The following is a 22,840-nucleotide window of genomic DNA, read 5'->3' as shown; positions in this document are numbered from 1 at the left end:
GATTTACGATCTTTGGTACATGAAAAGCTTGTGGCGACAAATATTAAGATACTTCTATATTGGCAAAGGTGACCCCAATGCGCCTAAAACCCGTTATGTGGCTATGATGCACGGCATGAACCGCATCTCCATTATTCTTTTCGTTATAGCGCTGATTGTGATGATAATCAGGTTGGTGAGAAGACACTGACTATGATGCAAATGATGCTGCTGATAAGCCTGATACCCTGCAGAGATTGTATATTCTGACTTTTGATAAAAACGAAGCAGCCATTGACCGGATGTCAATGGCTGCTTCGTTTTATAAATCTCTTTAAATTATTTTCCTTTTGCGTAATTCACGATTACTTCTGCAGCCCTGCCGCTGGCATCTTTTTCACCGAGTTTATGCCACAATTCAGCATAATCGGCCTGGATACGCTGGCGGGCACTATCGTTTTTAAGAAGACTGGTGAGTTCTGTCAGCAGGTTTTCTTCCGTGAGATCGTGCTGAATCAGCTCTTTCACTACTGGTCTGTCCATGATAAGGTTAACCAGAGAGATATATTTCACTTTGATCAGCCTTTTAGCAAAAAAATAAGAGATAGGATTGCCTTTGTAACATACTACTTCCGGCACACCAAACAAGGCTGTTTCCAGGGTAGCAGTACCGGATGTTACCAGGGCTGCCTTTGCCTGCCGCAGTAACCGGTAGGTTTTGCCTTTTACCATCGATACGTTGGGATGCTGACCGGTTAGGCTTTCCAGGAAATGATCGTCGAGGCTGGGTGCTTGCGCTACCACAAACTGATAATCCGGGAAATGTTTGGCCATGGTGAGCATGATCGGCAGCTTTACGCTTACCTCCTGCTTACGGCTACCCGGCAATACGGCTATTACCGGCTTGCTGGCCAGCGGTGCATCTGCAGGCGCTTCTTTGGCGTTTTTAACCACTTCCACCAGCGGATGTCCTACATACTCCGTTTCAAAATTCCATTTATGATAGAATTCCTGTTCAAACGGCAGGATACACAGCATTTTGTCCACATCCCGCTTAATCTTCTTCACCCTGCTTTCTTTCCAGGCCCATACCTGGGGAGAGATGTAGTAAACTGTTTTAATACCCTGCTGTTTGGCCCATTCCGCGATGCGCATGTTAAAGCCGGGATAGTCTACCAGCACCAACACATCGGGCTTAAAGGCTGCAATATCTTTTTTGCACAGCTCCATATTACGCAGGATCGTACGCAGATTCATCACTACCTCCACAAAACCCATAAAGGCCAGTTCCTTGTAGTGCTTCACCACGTTTACGCCGGCAGCTTCCATCAAATCACCGCCCCATCCCCGTATATCCGCTGCAGTATCCAGCTGCTTCATCCGCCTGACAAGGTTACTGCCATGCAGATCTCCTGACGCCTCTCCTGCTATAATGTAATATTTCAATCTGGTGTTTATTAAAAATTATCTGATCAGTTTCAGTAACAGTATGGCTATTGCATACAACATCGTTACCAGGAAGATACCTTTTGCTGTAATGTCTTTCCTGGTTCTGGTATACAGAAAAAAGACCAACCCGTTGAGCAACAGACAGATACTCACGATTTTTGGAATCATTTGCCTGTTGTCTTTCAGGATGTTAAAAAACTGTCCCAGCCCCATATTGTTATGAGGTCTGATGAGGAAAAAATAATACAGGAAAAATGCTACCAGCGGGGTTATCAACCCCAGAACAATTCCTAAGGAAAGGTTGTCTTTTTTCAACATACTGTTATTATAATGGCGATATTAAGGTTGCCGTAAGTTTTACAGATCTTTCCAGTCTGCTTCCAGCTGCTGTTTCAGCTTGTAGTTGGTCAGGTCAAACTGTACCGGCACCATGGACGCATAGTTGTTTTCCAGGGCCCACACATCTGTATCTTCTCCTATATCCCTGTTTTTAAACTGTCCGGTAAGCCAGTAATATTTTTTACCATGAGGATCACGACGTTCATCAAACTCTTCTACCCATTTGGCGTCTGCCTGCCGGCAGAGGCGCAGGCCTCTGAAATCCTTTTCCTCCACAACCGGGATGTTCACATTGAACAATGTTCCAGCCGGCAGATCGGACCGCAGCATACGTTCAGTTACTTCCCTGGCTACTTTGGCAGGCAATGAGAAGTCAGCATCGTAGCTGTATTCCAGAAAAGAAAAACCTACGGAAGGAATGCCTTCTATGGCTGCTTCCATGGCCGCAGACATGGTTCCTGAATAAATTACGTTGATAGAATGGTTGGCACCGTGATTGATACCGCTCACACAAATATCCGGCTTGCGGTGCAGGATCTTATCCCTGGCCAGCTTTACGCAGTCTACCGGTGTACCGGAACACTGCCATGCTTCTATATCTTCAAAAATATCTACTTGGTTCAAACGCAAAGGCACCCCAATAGTAATCGCATGCCCCTTACCTGACTGCGGGCTGTCCGGTGCTACCACTACCACTTTACCCAGCGGCCGTACCGCTTCTATCAACGCACGTATACCCGGTGCCGTTATACCATCGTCATTTGTCACTAATATAATCCGCTCCTGTTTTTCCATATTTCACATTTTTAACTTTGCTCAACAAATTTAAGCTCTCTCACAAACATTTCGCTTTAAAAGAATGTGAAATATATAGCTTTTTTTACAGATCCGATTTTAATACTTTCCTGAAAACCAAATAGATGGCCAATGCAATATAGCCCAACAGACATAACAAATAAATACTGTCACTATACCCGCCGGTATTGGGCATCATCTTTCCTACCAATGGAAAAGGCAACAATTCATCACCGGTTTGCAGCGGCATCAGACTACCTATCTGACCTACATAACGTTTCAGTAACAGCACCAGCGTCTGTTCCAGCATCATGGTATACCCGAGAAAAATAGCCATGGCAAAACCTGCCCGTTTCACCAGCACACTGAGCAACAAAGCCAGGCTCAGCAACAATACTACCTGTAAAAAATAGTACCACATATAAACAAACCCTTCCAGGCTAAAGCCGGCAGTACCATATACCAGCCCTAAAACCACCGCTGTGAGCACAGCCACCAGCAAAGCCATTACTGACAATAGCAGCACCCATATCAGCTTGGCATATACAAACTGCCGGCGCTCCCATCCGTCGATAATATTTTGACGGCTGGTACGGAAAGTATATTCATTGGTGACCAGTATGATCAGCATCAGTCCAAACAGCGCAGATGCATAACTGCTCAGGTTGGCGACCATCTGCCATACAGTAGGGAAGCTGAAAGGCGACTGCCCCAGCATTTTAGTGGCCTGCCCCATTTCGCGGGTCATTACTTCCGCAGGAACATAGTTACCTGCCGGAATCATGATGGCAGCCACCAGCAACATTATCCAGAAAGTACGGTAATTCTTTACTTTCAGCCATTCGGTATAGAGGAGTAGTTTCATGCAGGATCGTTGGTTATTTCCAGGAATGCTTTTTCGAGGCTCTTTTTGCGTAACTGCAGGTGCTGCAGCCAGATACCCTTGCCGGCCAGGTAACTGTTCACCTGCGCGGCATCCGGCGGAGCGGAGAATACAGCCACTACAAGGTGACCATTCTGCTGCGCACCGGTGCATCCGGGATACGCCTGTAAGGCAGCACTAAGCGCTTCATTATCAGCGGAAGACAGCTCCAGATAATCATGCCGGCTGATAACCACATCTACACTGCCGGAGCGCAATAATTTACCCATCCGCAGAATAGCCACATGGGTACATACTTTTTCCACTTCATCCAGCAGGTGACTGGCGAGGATGATGGTTTTTCCCATCCGGGCCAGATTTCTTACCAGTTCTCTCACCTCAGCGATCCCTGCAGGATCGAGGCCATTGGTTGGCTCGTCCAGGATCAGCACGTCCGGATCTCCCAGCATGACAGCAGCGATCGCCAGGCGTTGTTTCATGCCCAGCGAATACGTTTTAAAAGCGGCATGTTGCCGGGCTGTAAGCCCACACAGCTCCAGTACCCGGGCGATGTCATTTTTGCCCCGTTGTTTGATGGCTGCGGAGATCTCCAGATTTTTGTAACCACTGAGATAGTGGTAGAAATTGGGTGTTTCCAGCAAAGTCCCTATCTGCCTGCGTTCGCGGGCTGTAGGTGTTTTATCGAAAAGGGTAAAACTACCGGTATCCGCCTTCAGGATATCGGTGACGATGCCCAGCAGCGTGGTTTTACCGCTGCCATTGGGTCCGAGTATACCGTAAATAGCACCTTGCGGCACATCAAAGGATACGCCGGAAAGTGCCTGTACGGCACCAAACCTTTTGGAAATGTTTTGTAAGGATAAGATTGGCAAGGGAAACAGTATTAGGATATAAAGATAAAGGGAAATACAGAGAAAGATCTTATGGCTAATCTTTCCTGTATTCCCCTTCCTATCAGGTCGAAATTAGTTACGGACCGGTTTACCTGTTTTAATAACGCTTTGCAGGCGTTCCAGCGTTTTGCGTTCGCCGCAGAGGCTCAGGAAGGCTTCCCTTTCCAGGTCCAGCAGGTACTGTTCGCTGACGAAGGACGGTTCTGTGAGATCGCCACCACACATCACATAAGCCAGTTTGTTGGCCACTTTCTGATCATGTTCGGAAATATAGTTCCCGAATTTCATCGCGTAAACGCCTGCCAGCAGAGCACCCAGGGCACTGCGTCCCATCACTTTGATATCGGTGCGTTCTACAGGACGGGTATATCCTTCATCCGCCAGCGCGATCACACTGCTTTTAGCATCGGCGATCAGACGACCAGGGTTCATGGTAATTTCATCATGACCTTTACGAAGCACGCCCATATCAAAGCCTTCAAAACCAGAGGTCGCCACTTTTGCGGTGGCTACGGTCATGAAATAATCTTTCAGTGGCTCTTCTTCGATGCGGCCTTCCTTATATTCCAGGCTGGCACGGAGGGCCATTTCCTTGGTACCGCCGCCACCGGGAATCAGGCCTACTCCCAGCTCCACAAGACCAATATAGGTTTCGGCTGCTGCCTGTACTTTATCCGCATGGAGTGCCATTTCGCAACCACCACCCAGTGTAAGCGCGTGAGGCGCTACCACTACAGGTATGGAGGAATAACGTAAACGCATAGTGGTACGCTGGAAGAGGCGTACTGCCATGTCCAGCTCATCATATTCCTGCTCGGCCGCCAGCATGAAGATCATGCCCACATTGGCGCCGGCGGAAAAATTGGTGCCATCGTTGCCTACCACCAGGCCACGGAAACCTTTTTCTGCCAGGTCTACCGCTCTGTTCAGTCCTTCCAGTACCTCACCACCGATGGTGTTCATCTTGGTTTTCCAGTCAAAACATACTACGCCGTCGCCGATATCTACCAGGTTGCAGGCACTGTTTTTCCAAACAATGTTGTTGGAGAAGTTTTCCAGTATGATAAATTCGCCTTCACCCGGCACTGTTTTATAAGCCTGGGAAGCGATATCGTAATAAAATTTCTTTCCGTTTTCTGCCTTGTAAAAACTTTTGATACCCTTTGCCAGCATGTCTTTCACCCATTGGGCTACGGTGAGGCCTTTCTCTTCCACTATTTTCACGGAGGCTTCCACGCCCAGCAGGTCCCAGGTTTCGAAGGGGCCTATCTCCCAGCCGAAGCCGGCTTTCATGGCGTCGTCTACCTTGTAGATATCATCTGCTATCTCCGGAATACGGTGTGATACATAAGCAAACAGGCGTGCATGAAACTGCTGATAAAACTGTCCGGCCTTATCGGTAGCGGCAGACAGCGCGCGGATACGCTGTTTCAGGTCTTCGATGGGTTTGGCTGCTTCTATGCTGGCGAATTTGGGCTTTTGCTTAGGCCCGTATTCCATCGTTTGCAGGTTAAGGGTAAGAATTTCCTTTCCTCCTTCTCCTTTGTTTTTTTTGTAGAAACCCTGACCGGTTTTATCACCCAGCCAGTTGTTTTCCACTACTTTCTGCAGGAAAGAAGGTATTTCAAAAATGCTGGCTGCTTCATCATCAGGGCAGTTGTCTTTCACACCTTTAGCCACTTTCACGAGGGTATCAATACCTACCACATCGGCAGTACGGAAGGTCGCTGATTTAGGACGTCCTATTACCGGGCCGGTGAGTGCATCTATTTCATCGATGCCGAGGCCCATCTCCTGCATAATATGGAAGATAGCCATGATGGAATACACCCCAACTCTGTTGGCGATAAATGCCGGTGTGTCTTTACACAGCACGGTAGTTTTACCGAGGAACAGATCTCCGTAGTGCATCAGAAAATCAATCACTGCAGGATCTGTATGTGGAGTAGGTATTATTTCAAGCAGACGGAGGTAACGGGGCGGGTTAAAGAAGTGGGTACCGCAGAAATGTTTTTTGAAGTCTTCACTGCGGCCTTCTGTCATCAGATGGATAGGAATGCCGGAAGTGTTGGAAGTGATGAGGGTGCCGGGCTTACGGAATTGTTCTACCTGTTCGAAAACTATTTTTTTGATGTCCAGGTTTTCCACCACTACTTCGATGATCCAGTCTACTTCGGCTACCCGTTTCATATCATCGGTGAAGTTGCCGGTTTTGATGCGTTTCACCACATCTTTGGTATAAACAGGAGAAGGATTAGTTTTAATGGCAGCTTGCAGTGCATCGTTCACGATCCGGTTTTTCACTACGGTACTGTCGAGCGACAGGTTCTTTTTCTTTTCTGCATCATTCAGCTCTTTTGGCGCTATATCCAGCAATAGTACCTGTACGCCTATACCTGCAAAATGGCAGGCAATTCTTGATCCCATTACTCCAGAGCCGAGCACGGCTACTTTATTGATGTGTCTTTGCATAGCTTTTGCCTTTTATGATCCTTGAATTTAGGATTTTTTTTCACGCAAAGACGCAAAGCGACAAAGACGAAAAGTTTTTTTTGAAGATAAAAAACACAACGGAGCAGAGAATCCTCTCTGCTCCGTTGTGTTTTAATTTATTACAGCGGCGCAACATCTTTACATGTGTCAGCCGGGTGAAATATCAGCTCACTCCGCTACCGGGTGCTACGGCTTCAGCGGGGTTGACAAACACCAGTTTGCCATTGTCTTCCGCCATCAGAATCATTCCCTGGCTTTCAATACCGCGCATTTTGCGGGGTGCCAGGTTGGCCACCAGTGTTACCTGTTTGCCGATGATATCTGCCGGATTAAAATGCATGGCTATACCGGAAACGACTGTACGTTGTTCAGTACCAATGTCTACCAGCAGTTTCAGCAGCTTGTCAGCTTTCTCTACTTTTTCTGCCTGAACGATAGTGCCTACACGAAGATCGAGTTTGGCGAAGTCATCGTACTGGATTTCAGGTTTGGCAGGAGCAGCAGGTTTTTCTTCTACTGCGGCCGGAGCAGCAGTGGCAACTTCAGCTGCTGGCTTGATGAGGCCTGCATGCAGTTTCTCTATCTGGGCTGCGATTTGATCATCCTCTATCTTCTGGAAGAGCAATTCCGGTGCACGCAGTGCATAACCTACGCTCAGCAGTTTTGCACTACCTGCATTTTCCCATTCCAGCATACGGTCTACCACTTTCAGCATATGGCAGATTTTCTTAGCAGTGAAAGGCATAAAAGGATGCGCGAAGATGGCCAGGTTAGCAGTTAACTGCAGACAGATATGCAGACAATTATCTATTTTGGCCTGCAGCAGAGGCAAATCTTTCTCTGTATACTTCGGATGTGTTTCCCCCGCATTGATTTTTTCAATGGCTTTAGCCAGGATCCATGGCTCGCTACGTTGCAGGTACTGGTTTCCTTTACGGGAGAATTCCATCACTTCCGCCAGCGCTTCCCGGAAACGGTAAGCTTCCAGACTTGTTTCCAGCCTTTGTTTGGTGGCGGAGAATTCTGCCAGCATTTCCTTGTCAATATCATCTGCTGCCGACTCATGATATGCCGGCACTTTGCCGCCACACAGTTTATGCATGAGTACCATGGTGCGATTGATAAAGTTACCAAGCGTGCTAACCAACTCATTGTTATTGCGGTCCTGGAAATCTTTCCAGGTGAAGTCGTTGTCTTTGGTTTCAGGGGCAGTACTGCATAATACATAACGCAGTACGTCCTGCTGGTCCGGGAAGTCGGCGATATAGTCGTGTACCCATACTGCCCAGTTACGGGAGGTGGATACTTTTTCTCCTTCGATGTTCAGGAATTCGTTGGCTGGTACGTTGTCCGGGAATACGAAACCGCCGTGTGCCTTGAGCATGGCCGGGAAGATGATACAGTGGAAAACGATATTATCTTTTCCGATGAAGTGTACCAGCTTGGTATCTTCCTTACACCAGTAGTCAGCCCAGTTGGGAGTGAGTTCTTTGGTGGCAGAGATATAACCGATGGGAGCATCGAACCATACGTAGAGGACCTTTCCGTCTGCGTCTTTCAGGGGCACTTTAATACCCCAGTTGCTGTCGCGGGTCATCGCACGGCTTTGCAGTCCGCTGTCGAGCCAGCTTTTGCACTGACCATATACGTTGTTTTTCCACTCTTTATGACCTTCCAGCAGCCATTCATTCAGCCATGGCTCGTAGTTCTGGAGGGGCATGTACCAGTGTTTGGTCAGTTTTTTGACCGGCACGGCATTGCTGAGGGCAGAATGCGGGTTGATCAGTTCATCAGGGCTCAGGGAAGTACCACAACGTTCGCACTGGTCGCCATAAGCCTTATCATTGCCGCATTTAGGGCAGGTACCCACGATATAGCGGTCGGCCAGGAACACTTTCTTTTCCGGGTCGAAGTACTGTTCTGATTCTTTTTCTTCAAAAAGGCCATCATTGTACATTTTGAGGAAGAAGTCAGACGCCGTCTCGTGGTGTATGGGAGCGCTGGTGCGGGCGAAGATATCGAAGGAGATACCCATAGCCGCGAAGCTGTCGCCTATAACTTTATGGTATTTGTCCACAATATCCTGGGGCGTCACGTTTTCCTTCATGGCTTTGATGGTGATAGGCACACCATGTTCATCGGTACCACAAACGAATTTTACATCTGCTTTTTTAGCGCGCAGATAACGCACGTAAATATCTGCAGGCAGGTAGCAGCCAGCCAGGTGTCCAATGTGGACAGGGCCGTTGGCATAAGGTAATGCCGCAGTTATTAGATATCTGTTAAAATTTCCCATACTATCTTAAAGAATGCTTAAATAAATGTCTTTTCCCGTTTTTGTTTTTGGAATCACCAAACAATTTATCACCTTAGTTTGCGAATAGTAAAAGTATTCACTAATCTGCAAAGGTAAACAAAAGTACAATGGTAAAAATTCCGCCATATCTGAAAAAAGGCGATCTGATTGGAGTTACGTGCGCCAGCAGCAAAATGGAGCTGCAGGCTGCCGAATATGCTGCCGGAGTGCTTTCGTCATGGGGCTACCGGGTTCACCTGGGGATTACAGTAGGCACCAGTTTTCATAATTTTTCCGCACCGGACGAGCTCAGGCTCGAAGAGCTGCAGGATATGCTGGATGATCCCGAAATAAAAGCAATCGTGTTTGGACGGGGTGGCTATGGTATGGTATGTATCCTGGATAAACTTGACTTTACCCGTTTCCGTAAACATCCCAAATGGCTGTGTGGCTACAGTGATGTGACCATCCTCCATGCACATATCCATGAGCGTTATGGCATCCCTACCCTTCACTCCATGATGTGCAGCGGAATTACGCCCGAAACTACTGATAATGAATATGTAAATAGTCTCGCTGCCGCTCTGAAAGGTAAATCCTACCGCTATTCTACGCCCTCGCATACACTGAACCGGGAAGGCACTGCCTCCGGCATACTGGTAGGCGGCAATTTGTCGCTGCTGGCCAATTCTTCAGGCTCCAGATCCCAGATCGATACCGAAGATAAAATCCTGCTGCTCGAAGATATCGGGGAATACCGCTATAATATAGACCGTATGATGTACAACCTGAAACGTGCCGGATGGCTGGACAAACTTGCCGGCCTGGTTGTAGGGTCTTTTACCGAAGGCAAAGACATGAACATTCCTTTCGGACAAACGGAATACGAAATTATCCACAATATTGTCAAGGAGTATGACTATCCGGTATGCTTTGGTTTCCCATCCGGCCACCAGCCCGAAAACTATGCACTGAGACTGGGGTTGAAACATGAGCTGAAAGTAGGAGAACTGAAAACTGTGATGGCTGTAATGGCTGATGATGCTCCTGATAAACGCAGAACAAAGCGAAAATAAGTACGGTTAAACTAATTAAAAGCGAAGCCCCCATTGAGTTTTATCAATGGGGGCTTCGTTTTTATCATCACTCCATCAGGAGCATCAGTAGTATCATTATTCATCACCGTTAGTCTTCAACGTCCGGAACAATGTCCAGTCCGTAGTCTTCCGCAGTCAGTATGCCATCCATCACGGTTTTCTCCAGTACTTCGGCATTCACGGTGAGGTCGTGCACGGTAGTGAGGTTGTGCAGATAGTCTTTGCCATAGAGTTTTCCAGCCAGTCCGCCGGGCACGTCCATGAGATATTTCAGCACTTCCAGCACAATATGCATACCGGTGGTGCCGTGTGTGGCACCGAGGGCGCCTGCATCGAAGTTTTTGTATTCTTCGGTGATGGGCATGGCGCAACGATAGGTAGCTGAGCGGGTACCATCGGGCAGGGGCATATTAAAACCGCCATACCAGGCCATCCAGTTATGTACTTCCCCTGTCACGAAGGGCAGGTTATGTTTTACGCAGCCATCGTTGATGAGCAGGTGGGTGGGCAGATGCTGGGAGCAGTCTATCACCAGGTCGAAGCCGGGCAGCAGCAGCTCTATATTGGCGGGCTTGGCCTGCACCAGCATGGGATAATGTTTGGTGAAGGGGTTTACTGCCCATAACCTGCTGGCAGCCATTTTGGCTTTGTGTTTACGGATATCCTGCATCTGGTATATAGGCTGACGGTGCATGTCTTCGTCATTGATGACGCCGTAGTCTGCAATACCGATCACACCTACACCGCTGGCACTGAGATATTGCAGTACCGGGCTGCCGAGGCCGCCGGCTCCCACTACCAGTATGCGGGCGCCATTCAGTTTTTCCTGCATGCCTACCCCTATACCGGGTACCGCGATAGGATGCTTAAAATGCTGTAATTCTTTTTCACTAAGTGTCATACGCTGAACCTTTAACTATTCCTGTGGAAATTCGAGGGTGAACTTACTGCCTTTGCCTACGGTACTTTCCACTTTGATTTTTCCTTTATGAGCATCTACGATGGCCTTTACATAGGTAAGACCGAGGCCAAAGCCTTTTACATTGTGCACATTACCTGTGTGGGCGCGGTAGAATTTCTCAAAGATACGGGAAATAGTGTCCCGGCTCATGCCGATTCCATTGTCTGTGAATACAATAAAGAGGCTTTTGCGGGTATTGTAGGTCTGTATTTTTACTTCCAGGTTGTCTTTGGAGTATTTGATGGCATTATCGAGCAGGTTAAACACCACGTTGGAGAAATGCACATCATCGGCCATGATGACAGGGTTGATGGCATCCAGTTGCAGGTCTACTGTTCCGTTCTTGGAAGCCAGTTGCAGCTGCAGATTGTCGGTGGTGGTGCGGATCACCTGATGTACGTCCATCGCCTGCAGTTTGAGGCCAATTTCATCTTTCTCCAGGAGGGCTGATTGCAGGATACTTTCCACCTGTTTATTCATCCGTTTGTTTTCTTCCTTGATAATACCGGAGAAATAGCGGATTTTATCGGGTTTGCTCATCACCTTTTCGTTGCCGATAGCGTCGATGGCCAGGGAGATAGTGGCCAGGGGCGTTTTCAGCTCATGGGTCATGTTGTTGATAAAGTCTGATTTTATTTCCGACAGTTTTTTCTGGTTGAGCATGGTGCGGACTGTCAGGGCAAAGGCTGTTACGAGGATGAAAGTAAACAGCACGCTGCCAGTGATCATGAAGCCCAGCTGGCGGGCGACGGAGTCATCCGCTTTCATGATGATCATGAGGCTTTCGGTCTGGGGGCCCAGGTTGGTCATGTCATCCAGCGGGATATAGGTCACCTGAAAACGTTTGGATTCGCTAACGCTGTCTTTTTCGTTTTCCTGATAAACTCTTTCGAAGTTGGCAGAATGTACTTTGAGCTGGGAACCGATGCCAGGCACAGGAGCCAGGATGGCGAACTCAAAATGGGTTGTGTCGAGGTGGTTTTTCCTCATCTTGTCCTGAATAAGATTCCTCATTTCCTGGGCATTGGTGAAGAACTCACTTGTGGGGGGCAGATAGGGTACACTGCGGTCGATGTCCAGGTTGAATCCTTTAAGGGTGTTCTGGTCTTTTTCGTTGAAGCGGAACATAACACGTGCTTTCCGTGTCATCAGCATTTCTTTCTGCACATCACTGATCATGTTGATGGAGCGTTCCACCAGCTGTTCTTTTTTGATGGCGATGGCATTTTTGATCCAGTTAAACTGGATATAGATAATACCCAGCAGGGACAAAGTGATCAGAACAACGATGACAGGAAAAATTTTCTTTAGTGGTATCATGAAAGTTAAGTCAGGCCTTAAATATACTTAACCTGCAAAATTAAATATTGTTAAAAAAGATATTTGCTATAGCAACTATGATACAAAATTAAATAGTTACGCGGGCTGGCGGGCTTCTTAACAACAATACAATATTACTTTAACGTAATTTTAACGGGCAACTGCTGATTTTATTATTGTTAGTTTTCTTACCTTTGCTTTACAGAATTGGTACTAAATTTGATTAGTAACAATTCATAACAAAGTAATTAAACTTTCTACATACATCGACGTGGATTCGTTCCATAAGCGATTTAGATTTTGGTTGATAAAATGGTAAGGAGGTTTTCTAGCCTCCTTTTTTTATTTCCTTCATTTTCAAGCAAATTTTGTTTCCTTTCCTAACTGCTTTTCTTTTCCTGTTTATTTCTTTCCTGCTTTGTAATCAATTATTTAAATTTGGTTAGCGATCAAAACGTATGTATTATGGTAAGCCTGTCGCCCGGTATTTTGCTTATAGCCGACCCATTTCTGAAAGATCCCAACTTTGCCCGTACGGTAATTTTCCTGTGTGAAAATGACGAAAAGGGCAGTTTTGGCTTCGTTATCAACCGATTATTTGATCAGCAGCTGGACATGTTGATTCCTGATGTGATTTATCCGGGTATTCCGGTACATTACGGGGGGCCGGTGCAGGTAGATACGATTCATTTTATGCATCGGTTGCCGGAGCTTATTCCAGGTGGTCTGGAGGTGTCTCCCGGGGTATTCTGGGGCGGCCGTTTCGATGATGTGGTGGAACTGCTGAACAAGGGGGCGCTGGACCTGCGGAAGATCAAGTTTTTCATTGGTTATTCCGGGTGGACTGAGGGGCAGCTGGAAGAAGAGCTGAAAGAGAAGTCATGGATCCCTTCGGAGAGTACGCCTGCGTTGGTATTTGAGGCCGAGGAGCAGCAGATATGGCAGCTGGCACTCCGAAATCTTGGCAGTAACTTTGCCATGATGGCAAATTTCCCTATTGATCCATCTTTAAATTAACCACCTAATATTCTGAAAGAGAGGCAGATGTGTTGCCAGCCGGCCCTGAATTCAAAAATGGATAAAAATGAATGGCTTTTTTTGCAACAAATTAAATATCTTGCTAAAGTAACAACACAAAATAACCCGTTATAATCAGGTAAGAATAACCGATAGAATACACCTATGAAGGCAGGGTAACACCTATGAAAAACATTTTTTTACACCTTCAGTAGAAAGAACGACGCCCGAATTTACCTGAAACAACGATAGGAATTAACTAATAAGTTCAACAGTAAAGATTATTCATTAGGTAATATATGCAGCCTGTGAAAGGGCTGGTCATGGATGTACGTACATGACTGCGGTCTGACAGCATTGTTGGGCCGTTAAGGCGTGTATTGTGCAGAAATGATGATTAGCGGAAATCCCGGCAGGTATTCTTACTATGCTTTCGGGTCTTCTAAGATTGGAATAGTTAGGACAAAACGAAGGCCGGGTAATCTTACCCGGCCTATTGCATTTTATACTAAAGGCAGTATGTTATTTTTCAGTAGCTACAGCACCTTCTACGAGCACGGTAGCCTTGTTGCGCAGCACTTCCACGAAGCCGCCGGTGATGGTAAAGAACTCGCTGTGATTTTTATCTTTCAGCACTTTCATTTTACCATTTCCAAGAGCAGCGATTAAGGGCGCATGTTTATCCAGTATTTCAAAAGAACCGTCAATGCCGGGCAGTTGTACGCCGTACACTTCGCCTGCATATAATTTTCTTTCTGGTGTTAATACTTCTAATAGCATGTTATGATCGTGAATGGTGATGGGAAAATGGTCCCGGAGACCGGGACCATTCAGAATTAGTTATTAGCTGCTTCCAGCAGTTTCTTACCTTTTTCGATAGCCTGATCGATGGTACCTACGAGGTTGAAAGCTGCTTCGGGATATTCGTCCACTTCACCGTCCATGATCATGTTGAAGCCACGGATAGTTTCTTCGATCGGAACCAGTACACCTTTCAGACCAGTAAACTGTTCTGCCACGTGGAAAGGCTGTGACAGGAAACGTTGTACACGACGAGCGCGGGCAACGGTTTGTTTATCTTCGTCGGACAGCTCATCCAGACCAAGGATGGCGATGATGTCCTGTAATTCCTTATAACGCTGCAGGATCATTTTCACGCGCTGTGCACAGTTGTAGTGTGCTTCACCAACGATGGCTGGTGACAGGATACGGGAAGTAGAGTCCAGCGGGCTCACAGCCGGATAGATACCAAGGTCGGAGATCTTACGATCCAATACGGTGGTAGCATCCAGGTGGGAGAAGGTTGTAGCCGGAGCAGGGTCAGTCAAGTCATCCGCAGGTACGTAAACCGCCTGTACGGAGGTGATGGAACCGTTTTTGGTAGAGGTGATACGTTCCTGCATCAGACCCATCTCAGTCGCCAGGGTAGGCTGGTAACCCACCGCAGAAGGCATACGACCTAACAGTGCGGATACTTCGGAACCTGCCTGGGTGAAACGGAAGATGTTGTCTACGAAGAACAGGATATCACGACCACCACCAGCAGTACCATCTCCATCACGGAAATATTCTGCCAGGGTCAGACCGGACAGTGCCACACGAGCACGTGCTCCAGGAGGTTCGTTCATCTGACCAAACACAAACGTAGCCTGTGATTGTTTCAGTAATTCTTTATCTACGGCAGTTACATCCCAACCACCGTGTTCCATGGATTCTTTAAACTTGTCACCGTATTTTACGATGTTGGCTTCGATCATCTCACGCATCAGATCGTTCCCCTCACGGGTACGCTCACCCACACCAGCGAATACGGACAGACCTTCGTAACCTTTCGCGATGTTGTTGATCAGCTCCTGGATCAATACGGTTTTACCTACACCCGCACCACCGAACAGACCGATTTTACCACCTTTTGCGTATGGCTCGATCAGGTCGATTACTTTGATACCGGTAAACAGTACTTCTGTATCTGTAGCCAGCTCTTCAAATTTAGGCGGCTGACGGTGAATAGGATAACCGCTGTCTGTTGCGATCTCACCCAGACCGTCGATTGCTTCACCTACCACATTGAACAAACGTCCTTTAACCTGGTCGCCAATTGGCATTTTAATAGGCGCGCCTTTATCCACTACGGCCATTCCACGAACCATACCGTCGGTGGAGTCCATTGCCACGCAACGTACACTGTCTTCACCCAGGTGCTGTTGTACTTCTAATACTACTTTCTGACCATTTTCACGGGTTAATTCCAATGCGTTGTAGATTTCGGGCAACTTATCTTCAAAGTGCACGTCCACCACGGGACCGATAATTTGTTTGATCTTACCTGTGTTAGGCATATTTTTAAAGAGGTTTATAAAATACTAAAAAGTTATTTCCTCAAAAATCGCTGCTACGCAACAATTTCTAAAATTTGGCGCAAAGGTAATAGTAAATGGGGGAAAATCAAAAAGCGATTAAGGAAAAAAATCCTTTTTGAGGCCCATTTTGCGCCGTTTTTCCCATTATCCACCGTCTGATTCCCGGCAATACAAAGAAGGAGCTGTCAAATATAAATTTTTAATTATCTATAACTATTTATCAGATTCCCTGGCCGCTTTCCCCCACTCATATAAAAAAACACCCCTTTGCTACCCCATTGACTATTTTTAGCCATCCTTCACATTTGTGTAATATATAATATGAAAAAAATAAACAGTGAACAAACCCGCCGCAGCTTCCTGGGCAATCTGTCCAAAGCCGGGCTATTGGGCATCACCGGCCTGGCACCACTTGCCGCCAGCGCAGTCAGCCCTAAAATCAGGGTCTCCGCCACGCCAAACAACCAGGAACATGCCTTCCTCTGCAAACCCTACCTGCAGGTGCCCGCACCAGACACCATCGCTGTCATGTGGCTCACCTCCCGCCCCTGCTACAGCTGGGTAGAATACGGTACTGATGGCCAGCTCAACCACAAAGCCCATCATGTCACCAAAGGACTGGTAGACGCCAACAACCGCCTCCACCGCATAGAACTAGATAACCTGGAGCCCGGCAAACAATACAGCTACCGCGTACTGTCCAAAGAAATCACCGACTTCCAGCCCTATAAACTCACCTACGGCAATACCATCACCAGCGATACCTATACCTTCACTGCACCCAACCCGCAGGCCAGGGAGGTGTCATGGCTGATGCTCAACGATATCCACGACCGACCTGCATCCATCCCCCACCTCCTTGAACTGAACGGCAACGATCCCTACGACTTCGTATTCTTCAATGGTGATATGTTCGACTATCAGTCAGATGAACAACAGATCATCGACCACCTGCTGGCACCCTGCGGTGATACGTTTTCCACCCGCATCCCTTTTATGTATGTGCGCGGCAATCACGAAACCCGCGGCAAATACGCCCGCGAATGGCACCAATACTTCGATAACCCCGACCATGGCAGTTATTTCACCTTCACCCGGGGCCCTGTACATACCATCGTGCTAGACACCGGCGAAGACAAGGAAGACAGCGCCCCCGTCTACGCCGGCATCACCGATTTTGACAGCTATCGTGAGGAACAAGCCCGCTGGCTCGAAAAACAACTGCAAAGCCCTGCCTACAAAAAAGCTAAATATAAAGTAGTGCTGATGCATATCCCCCACTACCACGGCGGCGACTGGCACGGCGCCACCCACTGCCGCAACCTCTTCGGCCCCCTGTTCAATAAATATAAAATAGACTTACTGGTATGCGGCCATACCCATCAATATGGCACCTACGATCCTGTGCCCGGTCAACATAACTACCCGCTGGTCATCGGTGGTGGCCCTCAGGAAGGCAAACGCACGCTTATCAAAATAAAAGCAGACCAGCAGCAGCTGCTGCTGACTATGCTCCGTGACGATGGAACTGTGATTAAGAGGATGACTATTGACGCTTCTGATAAGCGGAAATAAAAGCGAAGATGAAAGAGTATTAGAAAAAGTAAAAAGACCCATTGATTTCACCTCAATGGGTCTTTTTACTTTTTCTAAAATTTTTATGCTGATTTGCTCTTATCAGGGTCGAGCTTCTTTACAATCACCACAATCAGCCAGGCACCTACTGAAGCAAAAAATAATCCTCCCATCAACATCAGATAATATTTGATGGTCCATTGCAGTGCCACTTTTACACGGGTATACAGGCTCACGGTCTTTGCCACTGCGCCTTCGTACATAGAAAACTGGACAGTACAGAATTCATTCTCTGTATCAAAATTACCCAGCTCTACGCCCAGGTCCTGCAGTTGTTTTTCTACCTCATATATTTTTTCGTGCAACTGAATCCGTTCATCAATTTTACCCGGCTGCGAAGTAAGCTGATTCAGTGATTCCAGGTTTTTCTCCAGAGAAACCCTGCTGGCATTGAGTTTACGGTATTCATTCGTTTTATCAACTTTTTTTATTTCTGTAGACTTGATGACACCGATTTTCTGCACTGCATAATAGAAGGAATCGAATTTTTCCGGCGAAACTCCGATCAGCAGCTGTATTTCACGGCTACCTTTATTACCCGATTCCTGCTGGTACTGTACAATGGCTCCAAGCTGACGGATAGTACCATGCACCTGCTTTTCATCTTCGGTGAAATTAGTAGAGCGGGAGCGTACATTGGCCACCTTTTCGTATTTCTGCCCGGAGGTGATTGCTACCGGTCCAGTACCGGGCTTTGCAAATGATTTTGTTTTTTCGGAAGCATAGTTCCTCCGGTATTTTACAATACTCGAAAAAAAGTCGTCTCCGCCCAGTTCAGTGGGGGTATTGTCCTTATACAAGTATCCGTATAATAAACGGAATAAAAACATCCCTGCAAACAGCAGCAACGATATTTTAAAAATTCGTTTATACTTCAACGTTAGCTCATTTAACATAGGTTCATCTAAGGTTTAAAAAGTCAGGAAATCAGAAAAAAAGTGAAGGGCAAGGGTTGTTAGTGGTTTACATGTTTTAATATTGAGAAAATCGATCATCCCTCAATAATACACAATTCTTAAAACATTGTATCAGTATACGTTATGGTCTTTGAATAAATTGGAATCATTTTTGTCATAGTTAAGATATAACGCTCTACCTGCAGCAAAGCGTTATAAAAATTTTAACAAATTTCCTTAACAATTTGTCTTAGTGGACAAACTGCATTTAGACCGCGTTTGAAACACCAATCCCGATAGCAGATCATTGAAGTTTAAACCGGAAAAATAAAAATAAGCCTTTGAGTCTCCGCAAAGTCTAATAACAGCGAAACCAATCAGGACTAAAAAACAGGAGCTATGAACAGATTATTTAAAAACACAGCATTATCTCTCTTACTTATATCCTTCTTCCTGGGCAGCTGCGCCACCACTTATTCTGCATACAGCCCCGGTCCACAGGTACAGGTTGGCGCGTCTATCTCATTTTATGATGAATTAAGCCCCTATGGTCGTTGGGTCAGCTACCCTGGTTACAATCAGGTATGGATACCGAATGCCGGAGCGGACTTCAGGCCGTATTATTCCGGTGGACACTGGGTTTACACCGATTATGGCTGGACCTGGATGTCTGATTACAGCTGGGGATGGGCAGCCTTCCACTATGGCCGCTGGATGTACGACGGCATGTATGGCTGGATGTGGGTACCCGGTAACGAATGGGGACCTGCATGGGTAGACTGGAGAGGTGGAGGTGATTATTACGGATGGGCGCCTATGGGTCCTGCATCCTACACAATGCCTACTGCTTACTGGTCTTTTGTGCCCAGAAGATATATCAGCAGTCCGCATATCAACAATTATTATGTCAACAATAGCCGTAACGTTACCATCATCAACAACACGACCATTATCAACAATAATTATGGTTCCTCCGGCAGAATTTCCAGAGGTCCCAGTGCAAATGAAGTGGAACGTTATACCGGCGGAGCTATCAGACCTGTAAGAGTGGCCAGCACCGACAGACCCGGCGCCAGCAGAATCCAGAACAACCAGTACCAGATCTTCCGTCCGGACGCTGCTGCCCTGAACAGAGGCAACAACAGGCCTGCCCGTGACAATGGTAACATCAACAATGGTAATATCAACAACGGTAACAATAACGGCGGCCGTATTTCAAGAGAACCGGTGATTAACAACAATAACAACAACAGCGGCAATAATATACCCGGCAACCCCGGAGGCCGTCCTTCTAGAGTAGGACAGCCAGGCAATGACCGTCAACCGATACAACAACCTACACAACAACAGCCGATACAACAGCCAGGACGCATCCAACGGGACCAGCAGTTTCAGCGCGACGACCAGATAAGACAACAGCAGATGGAACAACAGCAAAGGATGCAAAGAGATCAACAGTACCAGCGCGATCAGCAGGCGAGACAACAGCAACAGCAGGTGGAACAACAGCAAAGGGTACAGAGAGATCAGCAATACCAGCGCGATCAGCAGGCAAGACAACAGCAACAGCAGATGGAACAACAGCAAAGGGTACAGAGAGATCAACAGTACCAGCGCGATCAGCAGGCGAGACAACAGCAACAGCAGATGGAACAACAGCAAAGGGCACAGAGAGATCAGCAATACCAGCGCGATCAGCAGGCGAGACAACAACAGCAGATGGAACAACAGCAAAGGGTACAAAGAGATCAACAGTACCAAGGCGATCAGCAGATGAGACAACAGCAACAGCAGATGGAACAACAACAAAGGATGCAGAGAGACCAGCAGATGAGGCAGCAACAACAACAGCAGCAGCAACAACAGCAGCAACAACAGAGACAGCAACAGATGCAACAGGAAAGGATCCAGCGTCAACAGCAACAACAGCAACGACAACAACCTCAGCCCCAATCACGTGAGTCCAATAACAGTGGCAGTGGAGAAAGGATCAGAAGAGACTAGCTGAGGTTATAAACATAGTGATATATCTGATTTTTAATGGTCTGAAAGGTTTCACCGTGTGTGGAACCTTTCTGCATTAAGCGCAGTTCCAGCTGAGGATATCCCTCGTGATGAGGGGGCTGAAAATAAGGCTCATCAAACATTTTGTATCCCAGTCTTTCATAGAATACGATCCGGCGACGGGCCTGTTCAGTCAGGGGCGGTTCTACTTCCAGCACCAGCCGTCCAAACATTTTCTCCAGCTCCTCCATGATATAGGTACCAATGCCACCACCTCTGGCCGCAGCATGGACCGCGAAATATTCAATAAAAGTAAAATCTGGCAGTGGCCAGTAAAATACAAAACCGGCAAATTGGCCGTCTTTGGTCAAATGTAACAGCCGGAGTTTGCCTGTTTCCATCAGGGAAAGCACTACCGGCCAATCCCGTCTCTCGTCATATGGAAAAGCTTCTTCATACAGCTCTCTGACTGCTTCATCCGGGGTATTGGCCGGTTTTAATATAATCATGCGGTAAATTTACGGATTCTTTGGGGCGGAGGGCACACATTCAAACGGATCGGGGTTACCTGCGGGTGCGGGTTTGTCTGCTGCCCAACAGAAATTCATCGCCTGGCTGGTGATACTAACCAGCTGCAGATTTACCTTACTGCCCTTACGGCTGTTGGATGCTGCTATGCTACGCTCACCCTTTTCAGGAATATTGTTGATAGTATATTGTTCTGTTTTAAAGACATCATCATTATTACGCATATATTGTACGGTAACCACCACATTATCTATTGGGTATTCTGTCTGGTTGCGCACAATAATGCTAAGTCCCTTGATGCCGCCCAGAAAACCGGTCCGGTAATCGCTGGCACCCACAGAGATGAACTGCTGCCAGTTACGGCGGTAATAGGCACGTCTTTCGACAAACTGCCCTGCTACCCGCTGTTGAACGGCCTGACGGTCGGTTATCTGATGGCTTACACTATTGTATTGTTCCAGTGTTTTGCGAAGGTCCCTGTTTTCATTCCACAGCCGTTGGTTTTCAGTAAGCACCTTCCGCACCTGCGTTTGTTGCCGGCAATAACCAAGGGCCAGGATTATGGTAAGTGTGCTTAGTATCAAAGGGATTATATAATTTCGCTTCATATGGTGGCATTCAGAAAAAATAATGCCAACGACTGTTTTTATTATTTTTGTACAAATAGTATCAATGGAATTGATTTTAGTAGACAACGCTCAAAAGGCAGCGGAGTTCCTGGCAGTACACGTTAGATTAAACAAGGACGTACCTGGATGGATCAGGCCACTGGACAAGGATATTGATGGTGTTTTTGACCCTCAGAAGAACAAGGCATTCCGGCATGGGGAGTGCGTACGGTGGATTATGAAAGACAAACAGGGCCAATTGACCGGTAGGATCGCTGCATTTGTCAATAGAAAGTATACCAATAAGGGAGATAAGGTAAAAGTTGGAGGTATCGGCTTTTTCGACTGTATCGATGACCAGGAAGCGGCCAACCAGCTGTTCGACACTGCCAAAAAATGGTTACAGGAAAGAGGGATGGAAGCCATGGACGGCCCTATCAATTTCGGGGAACGTAACAACTGGTGGGGATTACTGACCCAGGGTTATCACGAGCCTTTGTATTGCATGAACTTCAACCCGCCCTACTATGTGCGGTTGTTTGAGACTTACGGCTTCGGGCTGTTTTTCAACCAGATCTGTTACGGTATGGGAAGCCGTGGCGAGCTGGCCCAAAAGTTCCATACCCGGCATGCCGCCATTAGCCAGGACCCTAATTTCAGCGCAAAACATATCCGCAAAAACCAGCTGGAGAAATTCGCAGAAGACTTCAGCACTGTATATAACAAAGCCTGGGCGCAACATGCCGGCGGAAAGGAAATTAGCAAGGGGCAGGCACTGAGCCTCTTCAACCAGATGAAGCCGCTGCTGGACGAAAAAATTGCCTGGTTTGCCTATTATAAGGATGAACCGATCGGCATCTGGCTTAATCTGCCCGACCTGAACCAGTACATAAAACATATGAATGGGAAAATGGGCTTGTGGGGCAAACTCCTGTTTTTATGGATGAAACTCACCAGACAATGTAATAAGATGGTGGGCATCATTTTCGGGATAGTACCGGAGTTCCAGAGTAAAGGAGTGGATGCTTACCTTATCATGGAAGGCGCTAAAGTGATACAGCCCCGGAGCATGCCTTATGAGTCTTATGAAATGCAATGGGTCGGGGACTTCAATCCCCGGATGCTGAACGTGGCAGCCAGCCTGGGCGCATCTCCTACCAGGACTCTGACCACCTACCGGTGCATGTTTGATCCCAGCATGCCAGTGGAAAGACATCCGATTTTAGACTAAAAAGGGGGCATCCCTGTAAAAATATACTACTTCAAAAACGCGAAGGATATTTCCTT

General features: G+C 47.1%; 20 protein-coding genes. 6 read left to right on the top strand and 14 right to left on the bottom strand.

What is annotated here, in order from left to right; genetic code table 11:
* Positions 1 to 19: 19 nt before the first annotated feature.
* Positions 20 to 190 carry a DUF6728 family protein gene (locus tag KD145_RS23495; RefSeq protein ID WP_212002163.1) on the top strand — a complete coding sequence of 57 codons (171 nt, stop codon included), beginning with the start codon at positions 20 to 22 and terminating at the stop codon, positions 188 to 190.
* Between the two features lie 128 nt (positions 191 to 318).
* On the opposite strand, the gene lpxB is transcribed toward KD145_RS23495, so the two are convergent.
* The 7 genes from lpxB to metG form a co-directional block, all read right to left on the bottom strand.
* Positions 319 to 1,425, bottom strand: a complete 1,107-nt coding sequence (gene lpxB / locus KD145_RS23490) for a lipid-A-disaccharide synthase (RefSeq protein ID WP_212002158.1) — start codon at positions 1,423 to 1,425, stop codon at positions 319 to 321.
* 18 nt (positions 1,426 to 1,443) lie between these two features.
* The gene (locus KD145_RS23485) at positions 1,444 to 1,746 is read right to left on the bottom strand and encodes a hypothetical protein (RefSeq protein WP_212002154.1); all 303 of its coding nucleotides are present in this window, start codon (positions 1,744 to 1,746) and stop codon (positions 1,444 to 1,446) included.
* A 39-nt stretch (positions 1,747 to 1,785) separates the two neighbouring features.
* Positions 1,786 to 2,562: a 5'/3'-nucleotidase SurE gene (gene surE, locus KD145_RS23480; RefSeq protein ID WP_212002150.1), complete on the bottom strand. Its 777-nt coding sequence runs from the start codon at positions 2,560 to 2,562 to the stop codon at positions 1,786 to 1,788.
* 85 nt (positions 2,563 to 2,647) lie between these two features.
* The gene (locus KD145_RS23475) at positions 2,648 to 3,427 is read right to left on the bottom strand and encodes an ABC transporter permease (RefSeq protein ID WP_212002146.1); all 780 of its coding nucleotides are present in this window, start codon (positions 3,425 to 3,427) and stop codon (positions 2,648 to 2,650) included.
* Entirely contained in the window at positions 3,424 to 4,317 is an 894-nt protein-coding gene (locus KD145_RS23470) for an ABC transporter ATP-binding protein (protein ID WP_212002143.1), read from the bottom strand. Before KD145_RS23470 ends, KD145_RS23475 begins: the two co-directional genes overlap by 4 nt.
* A 93-nt stretch (positions 4,318 to 4,410) precedes the next feature.
* Entirely contained in the window at positions 4,411 to 6,810 is a 2,400-nt protein-coding gene (locus tag KD145_RS23465) for a 3-hydroxyacyl-CoA dehydrogenase/enoyl-CoA hydratase family protein (protein ID WP_212002139.1), read from the bottom strand.
* A 184-nt stretch (positions 6,811 to 6,994) separates the two neighbouring features.
* Positions 6,995 to 9,127 (bottom strand): methionine--tRNA ligase, encoded by a 2,133-nt coding sequence (gene metG / locus KD145_RS23460; RefSeq protein ID WP_212002137.1) that lies wholly within the window; start codon positions 9,125 to 9,127, stop codon positions 6,995 to 6,997.
* Between the two features lie 128 nt (positions 9,128 to 9,255).
* Here metG and KD145_RS23455 point away from each other — a divergent pair, with 128 nt between their 5' ends.
* On the top strand, positions 9,256 to 10,203 hold the full coding sequence (locus KD145_RS23455; RefSeq protein ID WP_212002133.1) for an LD-carboxypeptidase: 948 nt from the start codon (positions 9,256 to 9,258) through the stop codon (positions 10,201 to 10,203).
* A gap of 109 nt (positions 10,204 to 10,312) precedes the next feature.
* Here KD145_RS23455 and KD145_RS23450 read toward each other — a convergent pair whose 3' ends face one another.
* Together KD145_RS23450 and KD145_RS23445 are read right to left on the bottom strand one after the other, a co-directional pair.
* Complete coding sequence (locus KD145_RS23450; RefSeq protein ID WP_212002132.1) at positions 10,313 to 11,125, bottom strand: HesA/MoeB/ThiF family protein; 813 nt, start codon at positions 11,123 to 11,125, stop codon at positions 10,313 to 10,315.
* 15 nt (positions 11,126 to 11,140) lie between these two features.
* Entirely contained in the window at positions 11,141 to 12,505 is a 1,365-nt protein-coding gene (locus KD145_RS23445) for a sensor histidine kinase KdpD (protein ID WP_212002131.1), read from the bottom strand.
* A 465-nt stretch (positions 12,506 to 12,970) separates the two neighbouring features.
* Between KD145_RS23445 and KD145_RS23440 the strand changes: the two genes are divergently transcribed.
* The gene (locus tag KD145_RS23440) at positions 12,971 to 13,522 is read left to right on the top strand and encodes a YqgE/AlgH family protein (RefSeq protein WP_212002127.1); all 552 of its coding nucleotides are present in this window, start codon (positions 12,971 to 12,973) and stop codon (positions 13,520 to 13,522) included.
* Between the two features lie 522 nt (positions 13,523 to 14,044).
* On the opposite strand, the gene atpC is transcribed toward KD145_RS23440, so the two are convergent.
* Positions 14,045 to 14,302, bottom strand: coding sequence for an ATP synthase F1 subunit epsilon (atpC, locus tag KD145_RS23435; protein WP_212002123.1), 258 nt, complete (start codon positions 14,300 to 14,302; stop codon positions 14,045 to 14,047).
* Between the two features lie 56 nt (positions 14,303 to 14,358).
* Complete coding sequence (gene atpD, locus KD145_RS23430) at positions 14,359 to 15,861, bottom strand: F0F1 ATP synthase subunit beta (RefSeq protein WP_212002122.1); 1,503 nt, start codon at positions 15,859 to 15,861, stop codon at positions 14,359 to 14,361.
* A 342-nt stretch (positions 15,862 to 16,203) separates the two neighbouring features.
* On the opposite strand from atpD, the gene KD145_RS23425 reads away from it, so the two are divergent.
* Positions 16,204 to 17,457, top strand: coding sequence for a metallophosphoesterase family protein (locus tag KD145_RS23425; protein ID WP_212002121.1), 1,254 nt, complete (start codon positions 16,204 to 16,206; stop codon positions 17,455 to 17,457).
* Positions 17,458 to 17,540: 83 nt separating this feature from the next.
* On the opposite strand, the gene KD145_RS23420 is transcribed toward KD145_RS23425, so the two are convergent.
* Complete coding sequence (locus KD145_RS23420) at positions 17,541 to 18,413, bottom strand: DUF4349 domain-containing protein (protein ID WP_212002120.1); 873 nt, start codon at positions 18,411 to 18,413, stop codon at positions 17,541 to 17,543.
* A 399-nt stretch (positions 18,414 to 18,812) separates the two neighbouring features.
* Here KD145_RS23420 and KD145_RS23415 point away from each other — a divergent pair, with 399 nt between their 5' ends.
* On the top strand, positions 18,813 to 20,417 hold the full coding sequence (locus KD145_RS23415) for a DUF6600 domain-containing protein (protein WP_212002118.1): 1,605 nt from the start codon (positions 18,813 to 18,815) through the stop codon (positions 20,415 to 20,417).
* On the opposite strand, the gene KD145_RS23410 is transcribed toward KD145_RS23415, so the two are convergent.
* Positions 20,414 to 20,926: a GNAT family N-acetyltransferase gene (locus tag KD145_RS23410; protein WP_212002116.1), complete on the bottom strand. Its 513-nt coding sequence runs from the start codon at positions 20,924 to 20,926 to the stop codon at positions 20,414 to 20,416. The genes KD145_RS23415 and KD145_RS23410 overlap by 4 nt on opposite strands.
* A gap of 9 nt (positions 20,927 to 20,935) precedes the next feature.
* A complete protein-coding gene (locus KD145_RS23405) occupies positions 20,936 to 21,529 on the bottom strand; it encodes a hypothetical protein (protein ID WP_212002114.1) in 594 nt (197 codons plus the stop codon).
* 88 nt (positions 21,530 to 21,617) lie between these two features.
* Here KD145_RS23405 and KD145_RS23400 point away from each other — a divergent pair, with 88 nt between their 5' ends.
* Positions 21,618 to 22,784 (top strand): hypothetical protein, encoded by a 1,167-nt coding sequence (locus tag KD145_RS23400; RefSeq protein ID WP_212002112.1) that lies wholly within the window; start codon positions 21,618 to 21,620, stop codon positions 22,782 to 22,784.
* Positions 22,785 to 22,840: the final 56 nt, after the last annotated feature.

The organism is Chitinophaga sp. HK235, assembly GCF_018255755.1.
Taxonomy (GTDB): domain Bacteria; phylum Bacteroidota; class Bacteroidia; order Chitinophagales; family Chitinophagaceae; genus Chitinophaga.
The sequence above is the reverse complement of the archived record's forward strand: the minus strand, read 5'-3'. Positions and strand labels throughout refer to the sequence as shown.